Source organism: Streptomyces sp. NPDC004838 (genome assembly GCF_053600955.1).
Genome location: NZ_JBSGAW010000031.1, coordinates 16,353 through 31,942, shown reverse-complemented (window position 1 = coordinate 31,942; position 15,590 = coordinate 16,353). Strand labels below are relative to the sequence as shown.

The 15,590-nt window shown below is 71.7% G+C and carries 10 protein-coding genes and 1 tRNA gene; 6 read left to right on the top strand and 5 right to left on the bottom strand.

Annotated features, from left to right (window positions below; all coding sequences use genetic code 11):
• Window positions 1-35 precede the first annotated feature (35 nt).
• Together glmU and ACWEFL_RS29265 are read right to left on the bottom strand one after the other, a co-directional pair.
• Window positions 36-1,490, bottom strand: coding sequence for a bifunctional UDP-N-acetylglucosamine diphosphorylase/glucosamine-1-phosphate N-acetyltransferase GlmU (gene glmU, locus ACWEFL_RS29270; protein ID WP_451718085.1), 1,455 nt, complete (start codon window positions 1,488-1,490; stop codon window positions 36-38).
• Between the two features lie 110 nt (window positions 1,491-1,600).
• Window positions 1,601-1,671: transfer RNA gene (locus tag ACWEFL_RS29265), tRNA-Gln, on the bottom strand.
• 309 nt (window positions 1,672-1,980) lie between these two features.
• Between ACWEFL_RS29265 and ACWEFL_RS29260 the strand changes: the two genes are divergently transcribed.
• Window positions 1,981-3,300, top strand: a complete 1,320-nt coding sequence (locus ACWEFL_RS29260; RefSeq protein WP_451718083.1) for a sensor histidine kinase — start codon at window positions 1,981-1,983, stop codon at window positions 3,298-3,300.
• A gap of 65 nt (window positions 3,301-3,365) precedes the next feature.
• Here ACWEFL_RS29260 and ACWEFL_RS29255 read toward each other — a convergent pair whose 3' ends face one another.
• Together ACWEFL_RS29255 and ACWEFL_RS29250 are read right to left on the bottom strand one after the other, a co-directional pair.
• Window positions 3,366-3,857: an SUKH-3 domain-containing protein gene (locus ACWEFL_RS29255; protein ID WP_451718080.1), complete on the bottom strand. Its 492-nt coding sequence runs from the start codon at window positions 3,855-3,857 to the stop codon at window positions 3,366-3,368.
• A gap of 7 nt (window positions 3,858-3,864) precedes the next feature.
• Window positions 3,865-4,380: a YwqJ-related putative deaminase gene (locus ACWEFL_RS29250; protein ID WP_451718077.1), complete on the bottom strand. Its 516-nt coding sequence runs from the start codon at window positions 4,378-4,380 to the stop codon at window positions 3,865-3,867.
• A 429-nt stretch (window positions 4,381-4,809) separates the two neighbouring features.
• Between ACWEFL_RS29250 and ACWEFL_RS29245 the strand changes: the two genes are divergently transcribed.
• The 3 genes from ACWEFL_RS29245 to ACWEFL_RS29235 all read left to right on the top strand — a co-directional run bounded on the left by ACWEFL_RS29245 (window position 4,810) and on the right by ACWEFL_RS29235 (window position 9,781).
• Window positions 4,810-5,817: an SMI1/KNR4 family protein gene (locus ACWEFL_RS29245; protein WP_451718074.1), complete on the top strand. Its 1,008-nt coding sequence runs from the start codon at window positions 4,810-4,812 to the stop codon at window positions 5,815-5,817.
• Window positions 5,818-5,824: 7 nt separating this feature from the next.
• Window positions 5,825-8,683, top strand: coding sequence for an SUKH-4 family immunity protein (locus ACWEFL_RS29240; RefSeq protein ID WP_451718071.1), 2,859 nt, complete (start codon window positions 5,825-5,827; stop codon window positions 8,681-8,683).
• A gap of 210 nt (window positions 8,684-8,893) precedes the next feature.
• Entirely contained in the window at window positions 8,894-9,781 is an 888-nt protein-coding gene (locus ACWEFL_RS29235; protein ID WP_451718069.1) for a cellulose-binding protein, read from the top strand.
• 67 nt (window positions 9,782-9,848) lie between these two features.
• Here the strand turns inward: ACWEFL_RS29235 and ACWEFL_RS29230 are convergent, their stop codons facing one another.
• Window positions 9,849-11,672, bottom strand: a complete 1,824-nt coding sequence (locus ACWEFL_RS29230) for an MFS transporter (protein WP_451718066.1) — start codon at window positions 11,670-11,672, stop codon at window positions 9,849-9,851.
• A gap of 489 nt (window positions 11,673-12,161) precedes the next feature.
• On the opposite strand from ACWEFL_RS29230, the gene ACWEFL_RS29225 reads away from it, so the two are divergent.
• Both ACWEFL_RS29225 and ACWEFL_RS29220 read left to right on the top strand, forming a co-directional pair.
• Window positions 12,162-12,950, top strand: coding sequence for an ABC transporter ATP-binding protein (locus ACWEFL_RS29225; RefSeq protein WP_451718063.1), 789 nt, complete (start codon window positions 12,162-12,164; stop codon window positions 12,948-12,950).
• Entirely contained in the window at window positions 12,947-15,517 is a 2,571-nt protein-coding gene (locus ACWEFL_RS29220; protein ID WP_451718060.1) for an ABC transporter permease, read from the top strand. Before ACWEFL_RS29225 ends, ACWEFL_RS29220 begins: the two co-directional genes overlap by 4 nt.
• Window positions 15,518-15,590: the final 73 nt, after the last annotated feature.

Here is a 15,590-nt window from a genome sequence, read left to right as displayed (position 1 = left end):
TCACGGTACGCCGAGTTCGGCGCACCTGTTTCCGGTCAGTTCTCGTCGATGGCCTTGTCAGTGGCCGCGGCAGCTGCTTGCGCGGCCGCGCTTCCGGGCCGCTTCCGGGCCACCCAACCCTCGATATTCCGCTGCTGGCCACGTGCGACGGCCAATGAACCGGCCGGTACGTCCTTGGTGATGACGGACCCGGCGGCGGTGTAGGCGCCGTCCCCCACCGTGACGGGTGCCACAAACATGTTGTCCGAACCCGTCTTGCAGTGTGAGCCGATCGTCGTGTGGTGCTTGGCCTCGCCGTCGTAGTTCACGAAGACGCTGGCGGCGCCGATGTTCGAGTACTCGCCGATCGTCGCGTCCCCGACGTACGACAGATGAGGGACCTTGGTGCCCTCGCCGATCGTCGCGTTCTTCATCTCCACATACGTGCCGGCCTTGGACTTCACCCCGAGCCGGGTACCGGGGCGGAGATAGGCGAACGGGCCCACGGACGCTCCCTCGCCGACCTCGGCGGACTCGGCGACCGCGTTGTCCACCCGCGCCCCGGCTCCGACGACGGTGTCCTGCAGCCGGGTGTTGGGACCGACCTCGGCGCCTTCGCCGAGATGGGTGACTCCGAGCAGCTGGGTGCCCGGGTGAATGATCGAGTCTGGCTCGAAAGTGACGGTGACATCGACGAAAACCGACGCCGGATCGACCACGGTGACCCCGGCCAGCATCGCCCGCTCCAGCAGCCGCTCGTTGAGGAGCCTGCGCGCCTCGGCGAGCTGGACGCGGTTGTTGATGCCCACGATCTCGCGGTGGTCGGCCGCGACGGCCGCGCCGACCCGGTGACCGGCCGCGCGCAGGATGCCGAGCACGTCGGTGAGGTACTCCTCGCCCTGGCTGTTGTCCGTGCGCACCTTGCCGAGCGCGTCCGCGAGAAGCTCCCCGTCGAAGGCGAAGACCCCGGAGTTGATCTCCCGGATCGCCCGCTGCTCGTCGTCGGCGTCCTTGTGCTCCACGATCGCGGTGACCGCGCCCGTGGCCGCGTCCCGCACGATCCGGCCGTACCCCGTCGAGTCGGGCACCTCGGCGGTCAGCACGGTGACCGCGTTGCCGTCGCCGGCGTGGGTGGCCGCCAGGGCGGTCAGGGTCTCGCCCGAGAGCAGCGGTGTGTCGCCGCAGACGACGACGACCGTGCCGGTGAGCATGCCGTCCTGCGTCAGTTCTTCGAGGCCCATGCGGACGGCGTGTCCGGTGCCGTTCTGCTCGGCCTGGTGGGCGGTGCGGGTTCCCGCGTACTGCTCGGCCAGATGTGCCTTGACCCGCTCGCTCGCGTGGCCGACGACGACGACGAGCTGCTCGGGGTCCAGTTCGCGAGCGGCGCTGACGACATGTCCGACGAGTGATCGCCCGCAGATTTCATGCAGGACCTTGGGAGTCTTCGACTTCATGCGGGTGCCCTCACCCGCTGCGAGGACGACGACGGCGGCCGGGCGATTGGCGCTCACGGGTATGCCCTTCGGCTTCAGGTGGTGGACACCCGAAGGATACCGGTGGGTTTCGCCGACGAAATGAGGACGGGTCCCGACCGTCACCGGTCAGGACCCGCCCTTGAACGCTCCCAGGGAAGGAATCGAACCCTCATTCAATGGACCAAAACCATTTGTCCTGCCATTAGACGACCTGGGAAGGCACGCCCGCTTATAGGTGATTATGTCCAGTTTTCCGTGGTCGGCATCACCGGGGCAGCCCCTACTATGCCGTACCACGCGCCTCTGCCGCGACGGTGCTTTCCGGTACTTGCCGGTGCCTGCCCGTACTTGCCGTTACTCGACGGTGCGTCTCGATGCGTTTCGATGCGCCTTCCACGAGTCTTCCGCGAGTCTTCCATCGGGGGGCGGTGCCGGCTCCGGCCGCCCCCGGCGCGCTCCCGCTCTCACCCCACTCCGAGAAAAACCGACGGGATATTCGGTGGCACCCGCCCGTAGGGTGGAGTACATGACCACAACGGGGGCACAGCAGGACGCCACGGGCACACCCACCCGTGCCTGGCTGTGGTGGGGACGGCGGCGGAGCGCCGCGCTGGATGTGGGGCTCGGCCTCGTCTCCGCCTTCGAGTGCGCCCTGGAGGGCGCGAGATTCGCGGACGGGGCGGGGTTTCCCGGACCGCTCGGGGTGCTGTTGGGGCTGATCGCCGGATCCGTCCTCGTTCTGCGGCGGCGGTGGCCGATAGCCGTGGTCCTCGTCTCGATCGCGGTCGCGCCCGCGGAGATGGGCTATCTGATGGGGTTCGTCGGGCTGTACACGCTGGCAGCGTCCGAGGTGCCGCGCCGCATCATCGGGACGCTGACGGGCATGTCGCTGGTGGCCGTGTTCATCGCCGTCGGCGTCCAGGTCCGCCAGGACGTACGGAACTCCGGTTTCCAGGAGCCCGGCGACTGGTACGTACCCCTGCTGGCCAGCTTCGTCGCCATCGGCATGGCCCTGCCGCCGGTTCTCTTCGGCCTCTACATAGGCGCCAGGCGCCGGCTGATGGAGAGCCTGCGGGAGCGTGCCGACAGCCTGGAACAGGAACTCTCCCTCCTCGCCGACCGGGCCGAAGAGCGGGCCCAGTGGGCGCGTACGGAGGAACGGACCCGGATCGCCCGCGAGATGCACGACGTCGTGGCCCACCGGGTGAGCCTGATGGTCGTTCACGCGGCCGCGCTCCAGGCGGTCGCGCTGAAGGACCCGCAGAAAGCGGTGAAGAACGCGGCGCTGGTGGGGGACATGGGCCGGCAGGCGCTCACCGAACTGCGCGAGATGCTCGGCGTCCTGCGCGAGGGTGAGAGCGAAGCGAAACGGGCCGCGCCGGTGCCCCTCGCCGCGGTGGGCGCGGCGGCCGCGGCAGCCGCCGCGGCGGCAGCGGACGACGGGCCGTCCATCGCCGACGTCGGCGACCTCGTCGACCAGTCCCGGCAGGCCGGAACGGTCGTGGAAATGGCCGTCCAGGGCGAGGCGCGGGCGTACGCGCCCGAGGTCGAGCAGACCGCCTACCGCGTGGTCCAGGAGGCCCTCACCAACGTCCACAAGCATGCCGCCGGGGCCAAAGTCATGATCCGCCTCGCGCATCGCGCCGCCGAGATCGCCATGCAGGTCGAGAACGGTGCGCCGGACGCCGCCGGGGACGCGCGGGGCGCGGATCTGCCGAGCGGGGGCAACGGGCTGCTGGGCATGCGGGAACGCGTCCTGGCGCTCGGGGGCGTCTTCGTCTCGGGCCCCACGGACACGGGCGGCTTCCGCGTCTCGGCGGTCCTGCCCGCGAGGCCGCTTTCTTAGGTGGCTCCACCGCGGCCCCGCTCCCTGAACCGAACGCGAGACCCCGGCGGCCCTTCGTGGGTGGGTCAGCTCAGGCTCAGTCGCTTCGGCTGGAGGCCGAGGAGGAGCAGCGTCAGGGCCTGGTCGATGTCCGCGCCCAGGTACCAGTCACCCGTGTGGTCCACGCTGTAGACCCGGCCGTCGAGGTCGATCGCGAGGACCGCCTGGTCCTCGCCCTCCATCCCGAGGGGCGAGACCTCCGTCTCCAGAGCCCGCCCGAGGTCCGCGAGGGTGCGTGCCAGATGGAGGCCCGCGAGCGGATCGACGCGGACGAGCGGCGGAGCCGTCTGCCGGCCGGGGCCGAGGGAGGCGATCCGGAGACCGCCGAACTCCGCCCATGCCTCCACCGCCGCGGGGAAGACCGTATGCCGGTGCCCCGCCGGGGACTCGTACGCACGCAGCGCGTCGGCCCACTGCTCGGCCAGCTTGATGTCCCAGCGGCCCGGCTGCCAGCCCGCCTCGCGCAGCGCGGCGTCGACGGTGACCGGGAAACGGGTCGTACTCAGGTTCTCTGACAAGGAAGGTTCAGCCGTTCTCGGAGGCGGTGGGGTCCACGGCTCGTACCCCGAAGTGGTCGAGCATCGCCGTACAGGAACGGCAGGGCGGGGCGTAACTGCCGTGCAGCGGGTCGCCGTCCTCGCGGATTCTGCGCGCCGTCAGCTTGGCCTGCTTCAGCGCGCGTTTCGCCTCGCTGTACGTCAGCGGCTTCCGCCGCGCCCGCTTCGAGCGCTTGCCGTCCGCCGCCGTGAGATGGCGCGACAGCAGGATCGCCTCCGGGCAGCGGCCGGTGAAACGCTCACGCTGGCCGCTGGTGAGCGTGTCGAGGAAGTCCTGAACGAGCGGGTGCAGCGCGGGCGGCTGGTCGCCCTTCCCGGCGGTGGACGTGAGCGTCTCACCGCGGACGGAGAGGGCCGCCGCGACGGCGGGCAGGATGCCGTCCCGCCGGTGGTTCAGCGCGGGCGGAGGCGTCTCATCGTCGCCACTCCAGCTGAGACGAGGATCACCCGTGTCGCTCTGTGTGCTTGGTTGCGCTGTGTGCATGGTGCTGTCGTCCCCTCCAGTGCACTCCCCCCGAGTTGCGAACAGCCTGCCAAATGCTGTGCAGGGTGTGGAAGCTGGGGCGCTGAAACGTGCCCGTCCGTCGGCGTTCGGTCACTCGGCTGTGACGGTTCGTGACGGCCGGGACGGTTTCGGAGGGGGCAGGGGAGCGGAAACCGGCAGGGACCGCCGGGGAACGGCAAGGACCGGCAGGGATCGGCAGGGACCGCCAGGGACCGGCAAGGAAGGGACAGAGGGCGGAAAAGGGGGGTGGGAAGGGGACGGAAAGGGGGCATGGGACGGCGGAGGCGGCGGGGTGCGGGGCAGGGGCGCGTTCGGGGCCGGAAGGGGCCGCGGAAGGGCGGACTCCCGCTCTTGCCGCACCGCTTAGGCTGTCCCGAACAGCCAGAAGCCAGCAGGGGGCAGATAGCCATGACGTCAGGTCGGCAAGGGCTGGGGGCACCACCCGGCCCCCGGGGACAGGCCGCGCCGCCGAACGCGGCCTACGCCGGTCAGGTCGTGAACTTCCCGGACCCCGTACGGTCCTCCCGCCACCCCAGAGGGGTGCGGGTGGACGCCGACGGCTACCCGGATTTCTCGCCGTACGCGCGCGCCGTGGCGGAGATCGCCGACCCTCCGGCGGGCTTCGGCATCGACGAACTCCGCCTCACGGACTATGTGTCCGCGAACGCGGCGCTGCACGCCGTGGGCCACGAACTGTGGGACACCATCCCCGCCGTCGCCACTCCGCACGGCTGGACCTGGCACCACGTCCGCGGCACCCGCCGCGTCGAACTGGTCCCGGTCGAGGTGAAGGCGCTGCTCAGACACCACGGCGGACTCGCGACCACCGCCGTCGACCAGTCCAAACGAGGCACCCGCCCCCTCCAGGAGACCCGGCCCGCCCACTTCGGGCTGCCCAAGAGCGCCGTCTCCGTCAGCGAGCAGCAACTCCTCGGCGTGGAGGAGGACCTGGGGTACCGGCTCCCCGGCGCGTACCGCACCTTCCTCAAGGCCGCGGGTGGCTGCGCCCCGGTCGGGGTGGCCCTCGACGCGGAGCTGGGGCTCCTGGTGGACCAGCCGTTCTTCACCGTCAGGGACGAGGCGGGGGTCAACGACCTCGTGTACGTCAACAAGTGCCTGCGGGACCATCTGACCAAGGACTATCTGGGCATCGCGTTCGTTCAGGGCGGCATCCTCGCCGTCCAGGTCAGAGGGCAGCGGCCCGGCTCGGTCTGGTTCTGCGCGTACGACGACGCGCGCGACCGGGACGGGTGGCCGGTACAGGACCGCGTGGAACGGCTGTTGCTGCCGTGCGGCGACGACTTCGACGCCTTCCTCCAGCGGCTCGCGGGCAATCCGCCCGAGCTGGAGACGGTGGCGAGGCTGATGGTGGACGGCGGCTTCGCCCGCTCCGTCCCTGTTTCGGACGAGGGGTGACGTTCCGATGGTGACCTTCGCACAGGCGCAGGAGCGCGCGGAAGAGTGGGTCAACGGCGATGTGCCCGGCTATCAGCACCGCGAGGTGCGGGTGCGGGAGTTCGACCTCGGCTTCGTCGTCTGGGCGGAGGACCGCGAGGGCGGCTCCCGCTCGGACGGCGGCGCGCAGCGGCTGGTGATCGCCCGCGACAGCGGCGAGGCGACGCTCTGGCCCGGACTGCCCGTGGGGGAGGTGATCCGGAGGTACGAGGAGGAGTACGGCACCGTGGACGCCCCCGCCCCCGCCGCGCCCGAGCCGCCCAAGCGGATCGATCTCAACCAGACGTCATTCCTCATCACGCCGCCCGAGTGGCTTCAAGAGGCGGCGGACCGGGCGGGCACCGCGGACCGGCCGCCGTCCTCGGACTCCGGACCGGACACACCCCCCGGCCCGGCGGGCGCCCCGGCCGACGCTGTTCCGGCCGACAGGGTTCCGGCCGACGGCGTCCAGGCCGGGGGTGCGCCTGTCGGGGGTGTTCCCGTCGGGGGAGTTCCGGTGGCCGACGCCTCGCAGGCAGGGGCCGGTTCGTCGGGCGGCCCCTCCTCGGGCAGTCCGTCCTTGGGCGGTTCGTCGCTGGGCGGTTCACTGTCGGGCGGTTCGTCCTCGGTCAGCCCGTCTTCGGATGACTCGTCCTTGGGAGGCTCCTCCTCCGGCGGTTCGGCGTGGCCCGACGCCGGGTCGTCCGCCTCGGCTCCCGCGGACCGTACGCCCGCAGGCCGTACACCCGCGGACCGTACGCCCTGGAACGACACCAGCGCGGCGACGCCGGACGACGCGTCCGTACCGCTGCCCGACACGGTGTTCGCGCCGCCGATCTCCGGTTCGGACCGGGAGGACACACCGCCCACGGTGGGCGCGGACGCCCCGACGGCGCTGATGTCGGGCGGCAGCGGGCTGCCGCCGACGGCCATCTCCCCCTCGCTCGGGCACCGCCCCGGACAGGGGCCGGCGGCCGGTGGCCCCGGATCCGGCAGTCCTGTCTCCGGCAGCCCCGCCTCGGGCGGATCCGCTTCCGGCGGTCCCGCGCCGTCGTCGGCGGCCCCCGGAGCCGCCGACATCGCGGACGCGGCGACGAGCAGGGCGCCGTCGTTGTCGCGTGGAGCCCAGGGCCCGCGCGGCGGCGGTTCGGCGACCCCGCCGCCGCCCGGTACGCCCGGTACGCCGGGAGCACGGCCCGCGCAGACCCCGCCGCCCTCGGGGCCGGGGGCTCCCGGCGCGCCCGCGGCGGGCTATCTGCCGACCCAGCTGAGTTCGCAGCTCGGGGCCGACGGCTCACAGCCGCCCGGACCTCCGGGACCGCCCGGCCCTCCGGGACCGCCCGGCCCTCCTGGTGCTCCCGGTGCTCCCGGTGGGCAGGGCAAGCAGTCCGGCTCCACGCCGCCCCGCCCCGGACCGCCTGGGCCTCCCGGCCCTCCCGGAACCCCGGGTCAGTCCAGCCAGTCCGGTCCTTCCGGCCAGTCCGTTCCCCCAGGCCCTCCCGGCCCGCCGGGACCCCCCGGTCCCCCCGGCCCTCCCGGATCGACGCCACCGCCCGGCGACCCCGTGCACCACGCGGCGACGATGCTGGCCGGCCCCAACCCGGTCGGCCCCGGTGCCCCTCCCCCCGCTCCCGGCGCTCCGGGCACCCCCGGCCCGCCCCAGCCGCCCCGCGGCGATGTGCACCACGCGGCGACGATGCTGGCCGGCCCCAACCCGGTCGGCCCCGGCGCGCCTCCTCCCGGACCTCCTGCCCCGCCGGGCACGCCGGGCACGCCCGGCCGGCCCGGACCTCCCGGTCCGCCTCCGGGCGTGTCCCAGCCCTCGCAGGGCGGCGGCCCGGCGGCGTACGGCTATCCCCAGCAGCCCACCGGAACCCCGACCGTCGGCCCCGGCTATCAGGCCGTCCTGCGATACCGCGCGCCCGACGGATCCGAGGCCCAGATCATCCGGCGCTCGGCCCCCGGCACCCCGCACCCCGAGTGGCAGATCCTGCACGAGCTGCGCGCCATGAACGTGCCGCCGCAGCAGGTGCTCGAACTGCACACGGAGCTGGAGTCGTGTGAGCTGCCCGGCGGCTACTGCGCCCGGATGATCCGGGAGACCTGGCCGCAGGCGAGGATCACCAGCATCGCCCCGTACGGCAGGGACCACGCCAGCCGGCAGCAGGGCATGCGCCAGCTGATCACCCACCAGGGCGAGTTGCACCAGGTCGCGGACGGCCCGGCGCGGCCCGCGCCGGTACGGGCGCCGCTGTCGCAGGTGCAGCCCGCTCCGCCTGTCCCGCCGCAAGGGGTCGCCCAGGAGCTGCTCAACGCCTTCGGGCCGCAGGGCATCTGCCGGTTCGACCAGCGGGCTGTGTCGCGGCAGGGGGTGCCCGACGTCGTGGCGGCGACCCTGGTCTTCGCCGGACTGCCGGGCGACTTCAACCCGTTCTTCTGGGCGCAGCCCGCCCAGCCGGTCATTCCGACCCTCGCCGAACTGGCGGCGCAGCGCCAGGTGGCGGCCGCCCCGGACGCGGCCTCGTACCTGGTCGTCGGCAATGACTTCGGCCGGGCGATCTGCGTCCAGTACGGCACGGCGAACATCGTGGCGGTCCCGGTCGAGGCCGGTCCCGGCGGTCAGCCGACGGCACCGCAGTTCGTCAACACCGGGCTGCCCGAGTTCGTCCGCTCCATGGCGCTGCTCGGCCAGATGTGGCGGCTGCGCTACAGCCTCAACCCGGAGCAGGCGGGCCGCTGGACGGTCGACTTCCAGACGTATCTGGCGGCCCTCGACCCGGCGGCTCTCGCGTCACCCGAGAGCTGGTGGTCGGTCCTGCTCGAGCAGATGTGGGACGGCTTGCTGTGACGGCCCGCTGAAGCCGCGTCAGCGCACCAGGGCGCCCGGACCGAACCTCGGTCCGGGCGCCCTTTTTTCGAGCGTCATCCCAGATCACAGGGTGTCGTGTTTTGAACGTTTAGCTTCCATCCTGGATGATATGCGCACTATCGCGACATGACGTGCCTCTATGTGTGTTGTGTGTCGTCGTACGTCGTCGTATCGGAAGGGGCTCGAAGGATGAGTAACGCATCGGTGTCGCCTCACGGCTTCGACGTCGTACGCCGTGGCTACCACCCGGAGGAGGCGGACGCCTACGCCACCTCCCTCTCCGAGGAGCGGGACGCGGCCTGGGAGCGCGCGGCGCGTCTCACCGTCCTCGCCAAGGAGATGGAGGCGGAGGCGGTCCGTCTGCGCGAGGCCGTCGTGGCGATCGCCCCGCCGACGTACGAGTCGCTGGGCGGCCGGGCCCAGGAGTTGCTGACGCTGACCGAGGAGGAGGGCGAGGCGGTACGCGTCAACGCCCGCGACGACGCTCAGGCCATGGTGGACGCCGCGGAGGAGGCGCGCCGGGCGACCGTCGGCACGGCGCGCAAGGAGGCCGACGCGATGCTCGCCGTGGTGGAGGAGCGGGCGCAGGCCGTGCTCTCTCAGGCCCGTGCCGACGCGGACGAGACCCTGGGGGCGGCCCGTCAGGAGGCTGAGGAGCGCCAGGCCGAGGCGATGGCCGGCTGGCAGGACATGCGCGACCGCGCCGAGGACATGCTCTCCGGGCTGGAGTCCGAGCAGGCCGAGCGCTGGGAGTCGGTGGAGCGTGAGATCGCCGACCGGGTCGCGGTGGCGGAGGCCGGGCACGCCGAACTCGACGCCCGCGCCGAATCGGTGCTCGCCGAGGCCAAGCGCATCCTGGCCGAGGCGGAGGAGGACGCGCGGCACGCCCAGGAGGACGCGGAGGCCCGCGCCGAGGAACTGCTCGCCCAGGCCCGTACCGCCGAGGACCGGACCGTCCGCGAGACGGAGCGGCTGCAGCGGGAGCTGGAGAAGTCCCGCGATGAGATGCAGGCGCATATGGACCATGTACGTGACAGCCTGTCGGCGCTGACGGGCCGCGCGCCCGCGGACGGTTAGGGCTGTGCGGGGCGTCGCGGGCCGGTGAACGTCTCCGGTCACAGTGCTGAGCACCTTGGCCCGGTCTCTACCTGATCTCCGGTTCCTTACGGAAGCGCGGTGCCCGCGCGGTGTCCGGTCCCTGTCCGGTGTCCGGTTCCGTCGGTACGGCAGGCTCTGCCCCGACGCCCGGACCGACGGTGGCTCCGGCACCCGTACCCGCGTCCGCACTCGCACCCGTACCTGCACCCGTACTCGCGTCCGTACTCGCGTCCGCACTCGCACCCGTACCTGCACTCGCACCCGTGTCCGTACCCGAGTCCGTACCCGCGCCCGTCTCTGACCCGGCCTCCGGCCGTTCGCTCTCCTCGTCGAGCACCGGGAAGCGCCTCGGGGCCACAAAAAGCAGCACCAGCAACGCCACCCCCGCCGCCGCTGCCGCGCCGAGGAAGACGTGTTCGACCGCCGCGTCCACCGCGCGGCGGGCCCGGTCGGCGGCCTCGGCCGTGAGGGCTCCGGGGTCGGTGAGCGCGTGGGTGACCGAGTCCGCGGTGCCCTCGCCGCCGAGGCGGGACGCGAGGACGCCGTTGGCCACCGCGCCGAAGAGGGCCGCGCCCAGGGTCTGGCCTATCTGGCGGTGGAAGAGGACCGAGGCCGTCGCCGTGCCGCGCTCGGAACGCTCGACGGTGGCCTGCACACCGATGATCAGGGGGAGTTGGAACAGGCCGAGCGCCCCGCCGAGCAGGACCATCATCAGGGCCGGGTGCCAGGGCTCGCCGGGATAGGGGAGGAAGGGGAAGGCGAGCAGGATCAGACAGGTCAGCGAGATGCCGATGACGGCCGTCAGACGGAAGCCGATACGAGTGTAGAGCCTGCTGGACAGGGCCGAGCTGATGGGCCAGCTGACGATCATCACCGTGAGCACGAAGCCCGCCTGGGTCGGGCCGAGCCCGAGGACGGACTGCGCGTACATCGGGATGAAGACATGCGGCGCGATCATCAGGAGCCCGAGCGCGCCCATGGCCAGATTGACCGCCGCGATGGTGCGCCGCCGCCACACCCAGCCCGGAATCATCGGTTCCGCGGCTCGTCGTTCGACGACGACCGTCGCGGCCACGAGGGCCGCGCCGCCGCCGAGCAACGCCAGCGAGGGAGCGGAGAGCCAGGGCCAGGCGACGCCGCCCTGGACGAGCGCGGTGAGCAGCAGCGCGCCCGCGCCGAAGACGGTGAGCGCGCCCGGCCAGTCGACACGGGCGCGGGCGGCGGCCTTCTGCCGTACTTCCCTGGGCGGTTCCCGCAGATGTCGGATGATCAGCCAGAGCGCGACCGCCCCCACGGGGAGGTTGATCAGAAAGATCCAGCGCCAGTGGGCGTATGTGGCGAGAAGGCCGCCGATCGCGGGTCCGGCCACCGCTGACGCGGCCCATACCGTCGACAGACGGGCCTGGATCCTGGGGCGTTCCTTCAGCGGGAAGAGATCGGCGGCGATCGTCTGGACCGTGCCCTGGAGCGCGCCGCCGCCGAGCCCCTGGACCACGCGGAAGGCGATCAGCGAGGCCATGTTCCAGGCGCTCGCGGAGAGCAGTGAGCCGAGGAGGAAGAGGAGGATGCCCGTGATCAGGACCGGTTTGCGGCCGAAGGTGTCGGAGAGCTTGCCGTAGACGGGGAGGGTGACCGTGACGGCGAGCAGATAGCCGGAGAAGATCCAGGAGAAGGCGGAGAACCCGCCGAGGTCGCCGACGATCTGCGGGACGGCCGTGGAGATGACGGTGACGTCGAGTGCGGCGAGGGACACCCCCATCATCAGCGCGGCGACGACCGCGCCGCGCCCTCGGGGGGCTTCGGAGGGCAGGGCCCCGTATCCGGGCGCGGACAGTTCGCGTCTCGGCGACACCGTAAGTCCTTTCCTCATGCATCTAATTTTTTCCCCGACAGCATCCCACTTGAGGTTGACGCTGCGGGAGGGGGCAGGCTCTGCGGCGGGGCCTCCGCCTGTGGGTGGAGACCCCTAGGGGCGTCTCCCTACTTACGGCAGGGGGACGTTCGTTCCGGGGGACGACGAGACGGCGGGCCGTTTTCCTTAGCTTGTTCTTACGCACTCGGGGCGGCACGGCGCTCGAAGGAGTACGGGCCCGCCTGCCTGGCGGCCGGGGCCTCGGGGGCGTACGACCTCGGGGGCGTACGGACTCAGGGGACTCGGGGGCGGTACGGGCCCGCGCGGGGCGTGACCAGGCGTCCCGCGCGGGGCACTGGGGGCAGCACCACCGGGGGGTGGGGTAAACCCCCGCACCAAGACGGTGACCCGCACCAGCGCGTGGGCCCACCTCCGTGGACAGACTCGAAGAGCACGCGGCGAGACCGGCTACACCGCATCACTTGAACCGATCGAGGAGACACCACCGTGACCACGGCCATGACCATTCCGCCCTACGGGGCCACTGGGGGCCCCACAGCCGTCGCCGCACGCGGACGGCAGGTCGTCAAGGCGTACGGCTCCGGGGAGACCCGCGTCGTCGCGCTCGACCACGTCGACGTGGACATCGCCCGCGGACAGTTCACCGCGATCATGGGCCCGTCGGGCTCCGGCAAGTCCACGCTGATGCACTGCCTCGCCGGACTCGACACCGTCACCTCGGGGAACATCTATCTCGACGACACCGAGATCACCGGCCTCAAGGACAAGAAGCTCACCCAGCTCCGCAGGGACCGGATCGGCTTTATCTTCCAGGCGTTCAATCTGCTGCCGACGCTCAACGCCCTGGAGAACATCACGCTCCCCATGGACATCGCCGGCCGCAAGCCCGACGCCGCCTGGCTCAACCGGATCGTCGAGACGGTCGGCCTCTCCGACCGGCTCAAGCACCGGCCCACCCAGCTCTCCGGCGGCCAGCAGCAGCGCGTCGCCGTGGCCCGCGCCCTCGCCGCCCAGCCCGAGATCATCTTCGGCGACGAGCCGACCGGGAACCTCGACTCCCGCGCGGGCGCCGAGGTGCTGGACTTCCTCCGCCGATCCGTGGACGAGCTGGCCCAGACCATCGTGATCGTCACCCATGACCCGGTGGCCGCCGCCTACTCCGACCGCGTCCTCTACCTCGCCGACGGCCGGATCGTCGACGAGATGTTCCGGCCCACCGCCGACGCCGTACTCGACCGCATGAAGGACTTCGACGCCCGGGGGCGTACGTCGTGACCGTGTTCAAGACCTCCCTGCGCAACTTCCTCGCGCACAAGGGGCGCATGGCGCTCTCGGCCGTGGCGGTGCTGCTGTCCGTCGCGTTCGTCTCGGGCACCCTGGTGTTCACCGACACGATGAACACGACCTTCGACAAACTCTTCGCCGTCACCGCGGCCGACGTCTCCGTCATGCCCAAGGAGGTGGACGGGGACGAGAACCAGACGTCCGGCCGGCCCGAGACGCTGCCCGCCTCCCTGGCGAAGAAGGTCGAGGCGGTCGAGGGCGTCGAGTCGGTGGAGGGCACCGCCATCAGCAGTGCCGTGACGGTCGTCAACGCGAAGAACAAGAACGTGGGAGCCACCACCGGCGCGCCCACCATCGCGTCCAACTGGGGCCGGAACGACCTCAAGATGTTCGAGATCACCTCCGGGCACGCGCCCAGGGGGCCCACCGATGTGATGGTCGACGCCGACACCGCCGACAAGCACGACCTGAAGCTCGGCGACGAACTGCGCACCATCTCCGCCACCGGCGACTTCACGGCCAGGGTCTCCGGTATCGCCACCTTCAAGGTCACCAACCCCGGTGCCGCCGTCGTCCACTTCGACACCGCCACCGCCCAGCGTGAACTCCTCGGCAAGCCGGACGCGTACACCCAGATCCTGGTGACCGCGAAGGACGGTGTGAGCGACAAGCAGGTCAAGGCGAACGTCGCCGCGGCCCTCGGCGGCGGCTACGAACTGCGCACCGCCGCCGAGAGCGCCGACGCGAGCCGCGAGGACGTCGGCGAGTTCCTGGACGTCATCAAGTACGCCATGCTCGGCTTCGCCGGAATCGCCTTCCTCGTCGGCATCTTCCTCATCGTCAACACCTTCTCCATGCTGGTCGCCCAGCGCACCCGCGAGATCGGGCTGATGCGGGCCATCGGCTCCAGCCGCAAACAGGTCAACCGTTCGGTGCTGATCGAGGCGCTGCTGCTCGGCATCGTCGGATCCATCGCGGGCGTCGGGGCCGGAGTCGGGCTCGCCGTCGGTCTGATGAAGCTGATGGGCGCCATGGGCATGAACCTGTCCACGGGCGATCTGACGGTCAAGGTGACCACCCCCGTCGTCGGGCTCACCCTCGGCATCGTCGTCACCATCGTCGCCGCGTACGTCCCCGCCCGCCGCGCGGGCAAGGTCTCCCCGATGGCCGCCCTCCGCGACGCCGGCACCCCCGGCGACGCCAAGTCCGGCCGGATCCGCGCCCTGCTCGGGCTGCTCCTCACCGGCGGCGGCGCGGCCGCCCTCGTGGCGGCCACCCGCGCCGACAAGGCGGGCGACGGAGCGATGCTCCTCGGCCTCGGGGTCTTCCTCAGCCTGATCGGCTTCATCGTCATCGGCCCGCTGCTGTCGGGCGCGATGGTACGGATCATCAGCGCGCCGACCCTGCGGATGTTCGGCCCCGTCGGCCGCATGGCCGAGCGCAACGCACTGCGCAACCCGCGGCGCACGGGAGCGACCGCCGCCGCCCTGATGATCGGTCTCGCCCTGGTCGCCGGACTGTCGGTGGTCGGCTCCTCCATGGTCGCCTCCGCCAACGACGAACTCGACAAGTCGGTCGGCGCGGACTTCATCGTCGTGCCCTCCACCTTCCAGCCGATCGTGCCGCAGGCACAGCAGGCCATGGCGAAGGTGCCCGGCGTCGACCACCTCACCCAGTACAGGAACGTCCGCGCCAAGATCACCACCGCGGACGGCTACGTCGCCAAGGAATCCGTCGTCGCCGCCGACCCGACCTACGCTCAGGACCTGCGCCGCGAGACGGTCGCCGGCGACCTGTCCGCCGCGTACGGCAAGGACTCCATCTCCGTCGGGGAGACCTACGCGGACAAGCACGGAGTGAAGGTCGGCGACAAGCTCACCGTCGCGTTCACCGGCGGTGAGGCGGCCCAGCTGACGGTCCGGGCGATCACCTCCGACGACGCCAGCCTCGACCAGGGCGCGAAGTACATCGCCACCGCCACCGCCGCGCGGTACCTCCCGGCCGACCGCCTGCCCGGCAACACCATGATCCTCGCCTCCGCGAAGGACGGCCAGGAGAAGCAGACGTACGAGGCGCTCAAGAAGGCCATGGAGCCCTACCCCCAGTACCAGGTGAAGAACCAGGCCGACTACAAGAAGGACCTCCAGAACCAGATCGGCCAGCTCCTGAACATCGTCTACGGCCTGCTGGCGCTCGCCATCATCGTGGCCGTCCTCGGAGTGGTGAACACCCTCGCCCTCTCGGTGGTCGAGCGCACCCGCGAGATCGGCCTGATGCGCGCCATCGGCCTCTCCCGCCGCCAGCTCCGCCGCATGATCCGCCTCGAATCGGTCGTCATCGCCCTCTTCGGCGCCCTCCTCGGCCTCGGCCTGGGCATGGCCTGGGGCACCGCGGCCCAGAAGCTGCTGGAACTGGAGGGCCTGAAGGTCCTGGAGATCCCCTGGCCCACGATCGTGACGGTCTTCATCGCCTCCGCCTTCGTCGGCCTCCTCGCCGCGCTGGTGCCCGCGTTCCGCGCGGGCAGGATGAACGTCCTGAACGCCATCGCCACGGAGTGACCCCACCGACGGGGTGACGGGGGAACCGGCCCCCGGGGTGCGCGGAGGAACCGCACCCCGGGGGCCGCGCGCC

Bases quoted from the DNA above. Each gene is read 5' to 3' on its own strand.
- ACWEFL_RS29260 (WP_451718083.1), top strand. From the start codon at position 1,981: ATGACCACAACGGGGGCACAGCAGGACGCCACGGGCACACCCACCCGT.
- ACWEFL_RS29250 (WP_451718077.1), bottom strand. From the start codon at position 4,380: ATGCACACAGCGCAACCAAGCACACAGAGCGACACGGGTGATCCTCGT.
- ACWEFL_RS29245 (WP_451718074.1), top strand. From the start codon at position 4,810: ATGACGTCAGGTCGGCAAGGGCTGGGGGCACCACCCGGCCCCCGGGGA.
- ACWEFL_RS29240 (WP_451718071.1), top strand. From the start codon at position 5,825: ATGGTGACCTTCGCACAGGCGCAGGAGCGCGCGGAAGAGTGGGTCAAC.
- ACWEFL_RS29235 (WP_451718069.1), top strand. From the start codon at position 8,894: ATGAGTAACGCATCGGTGTCGCCTCACGGCTTCGACGTCGTACGCCGT.
- ACWEFL_RS29230 (WP_451718066.1), bottom strand. From the start codon at position 11,672: ATGAGGAAAGGACTTACGGTGTCGCCGAGACGCGAACTGTCCGCGCCC.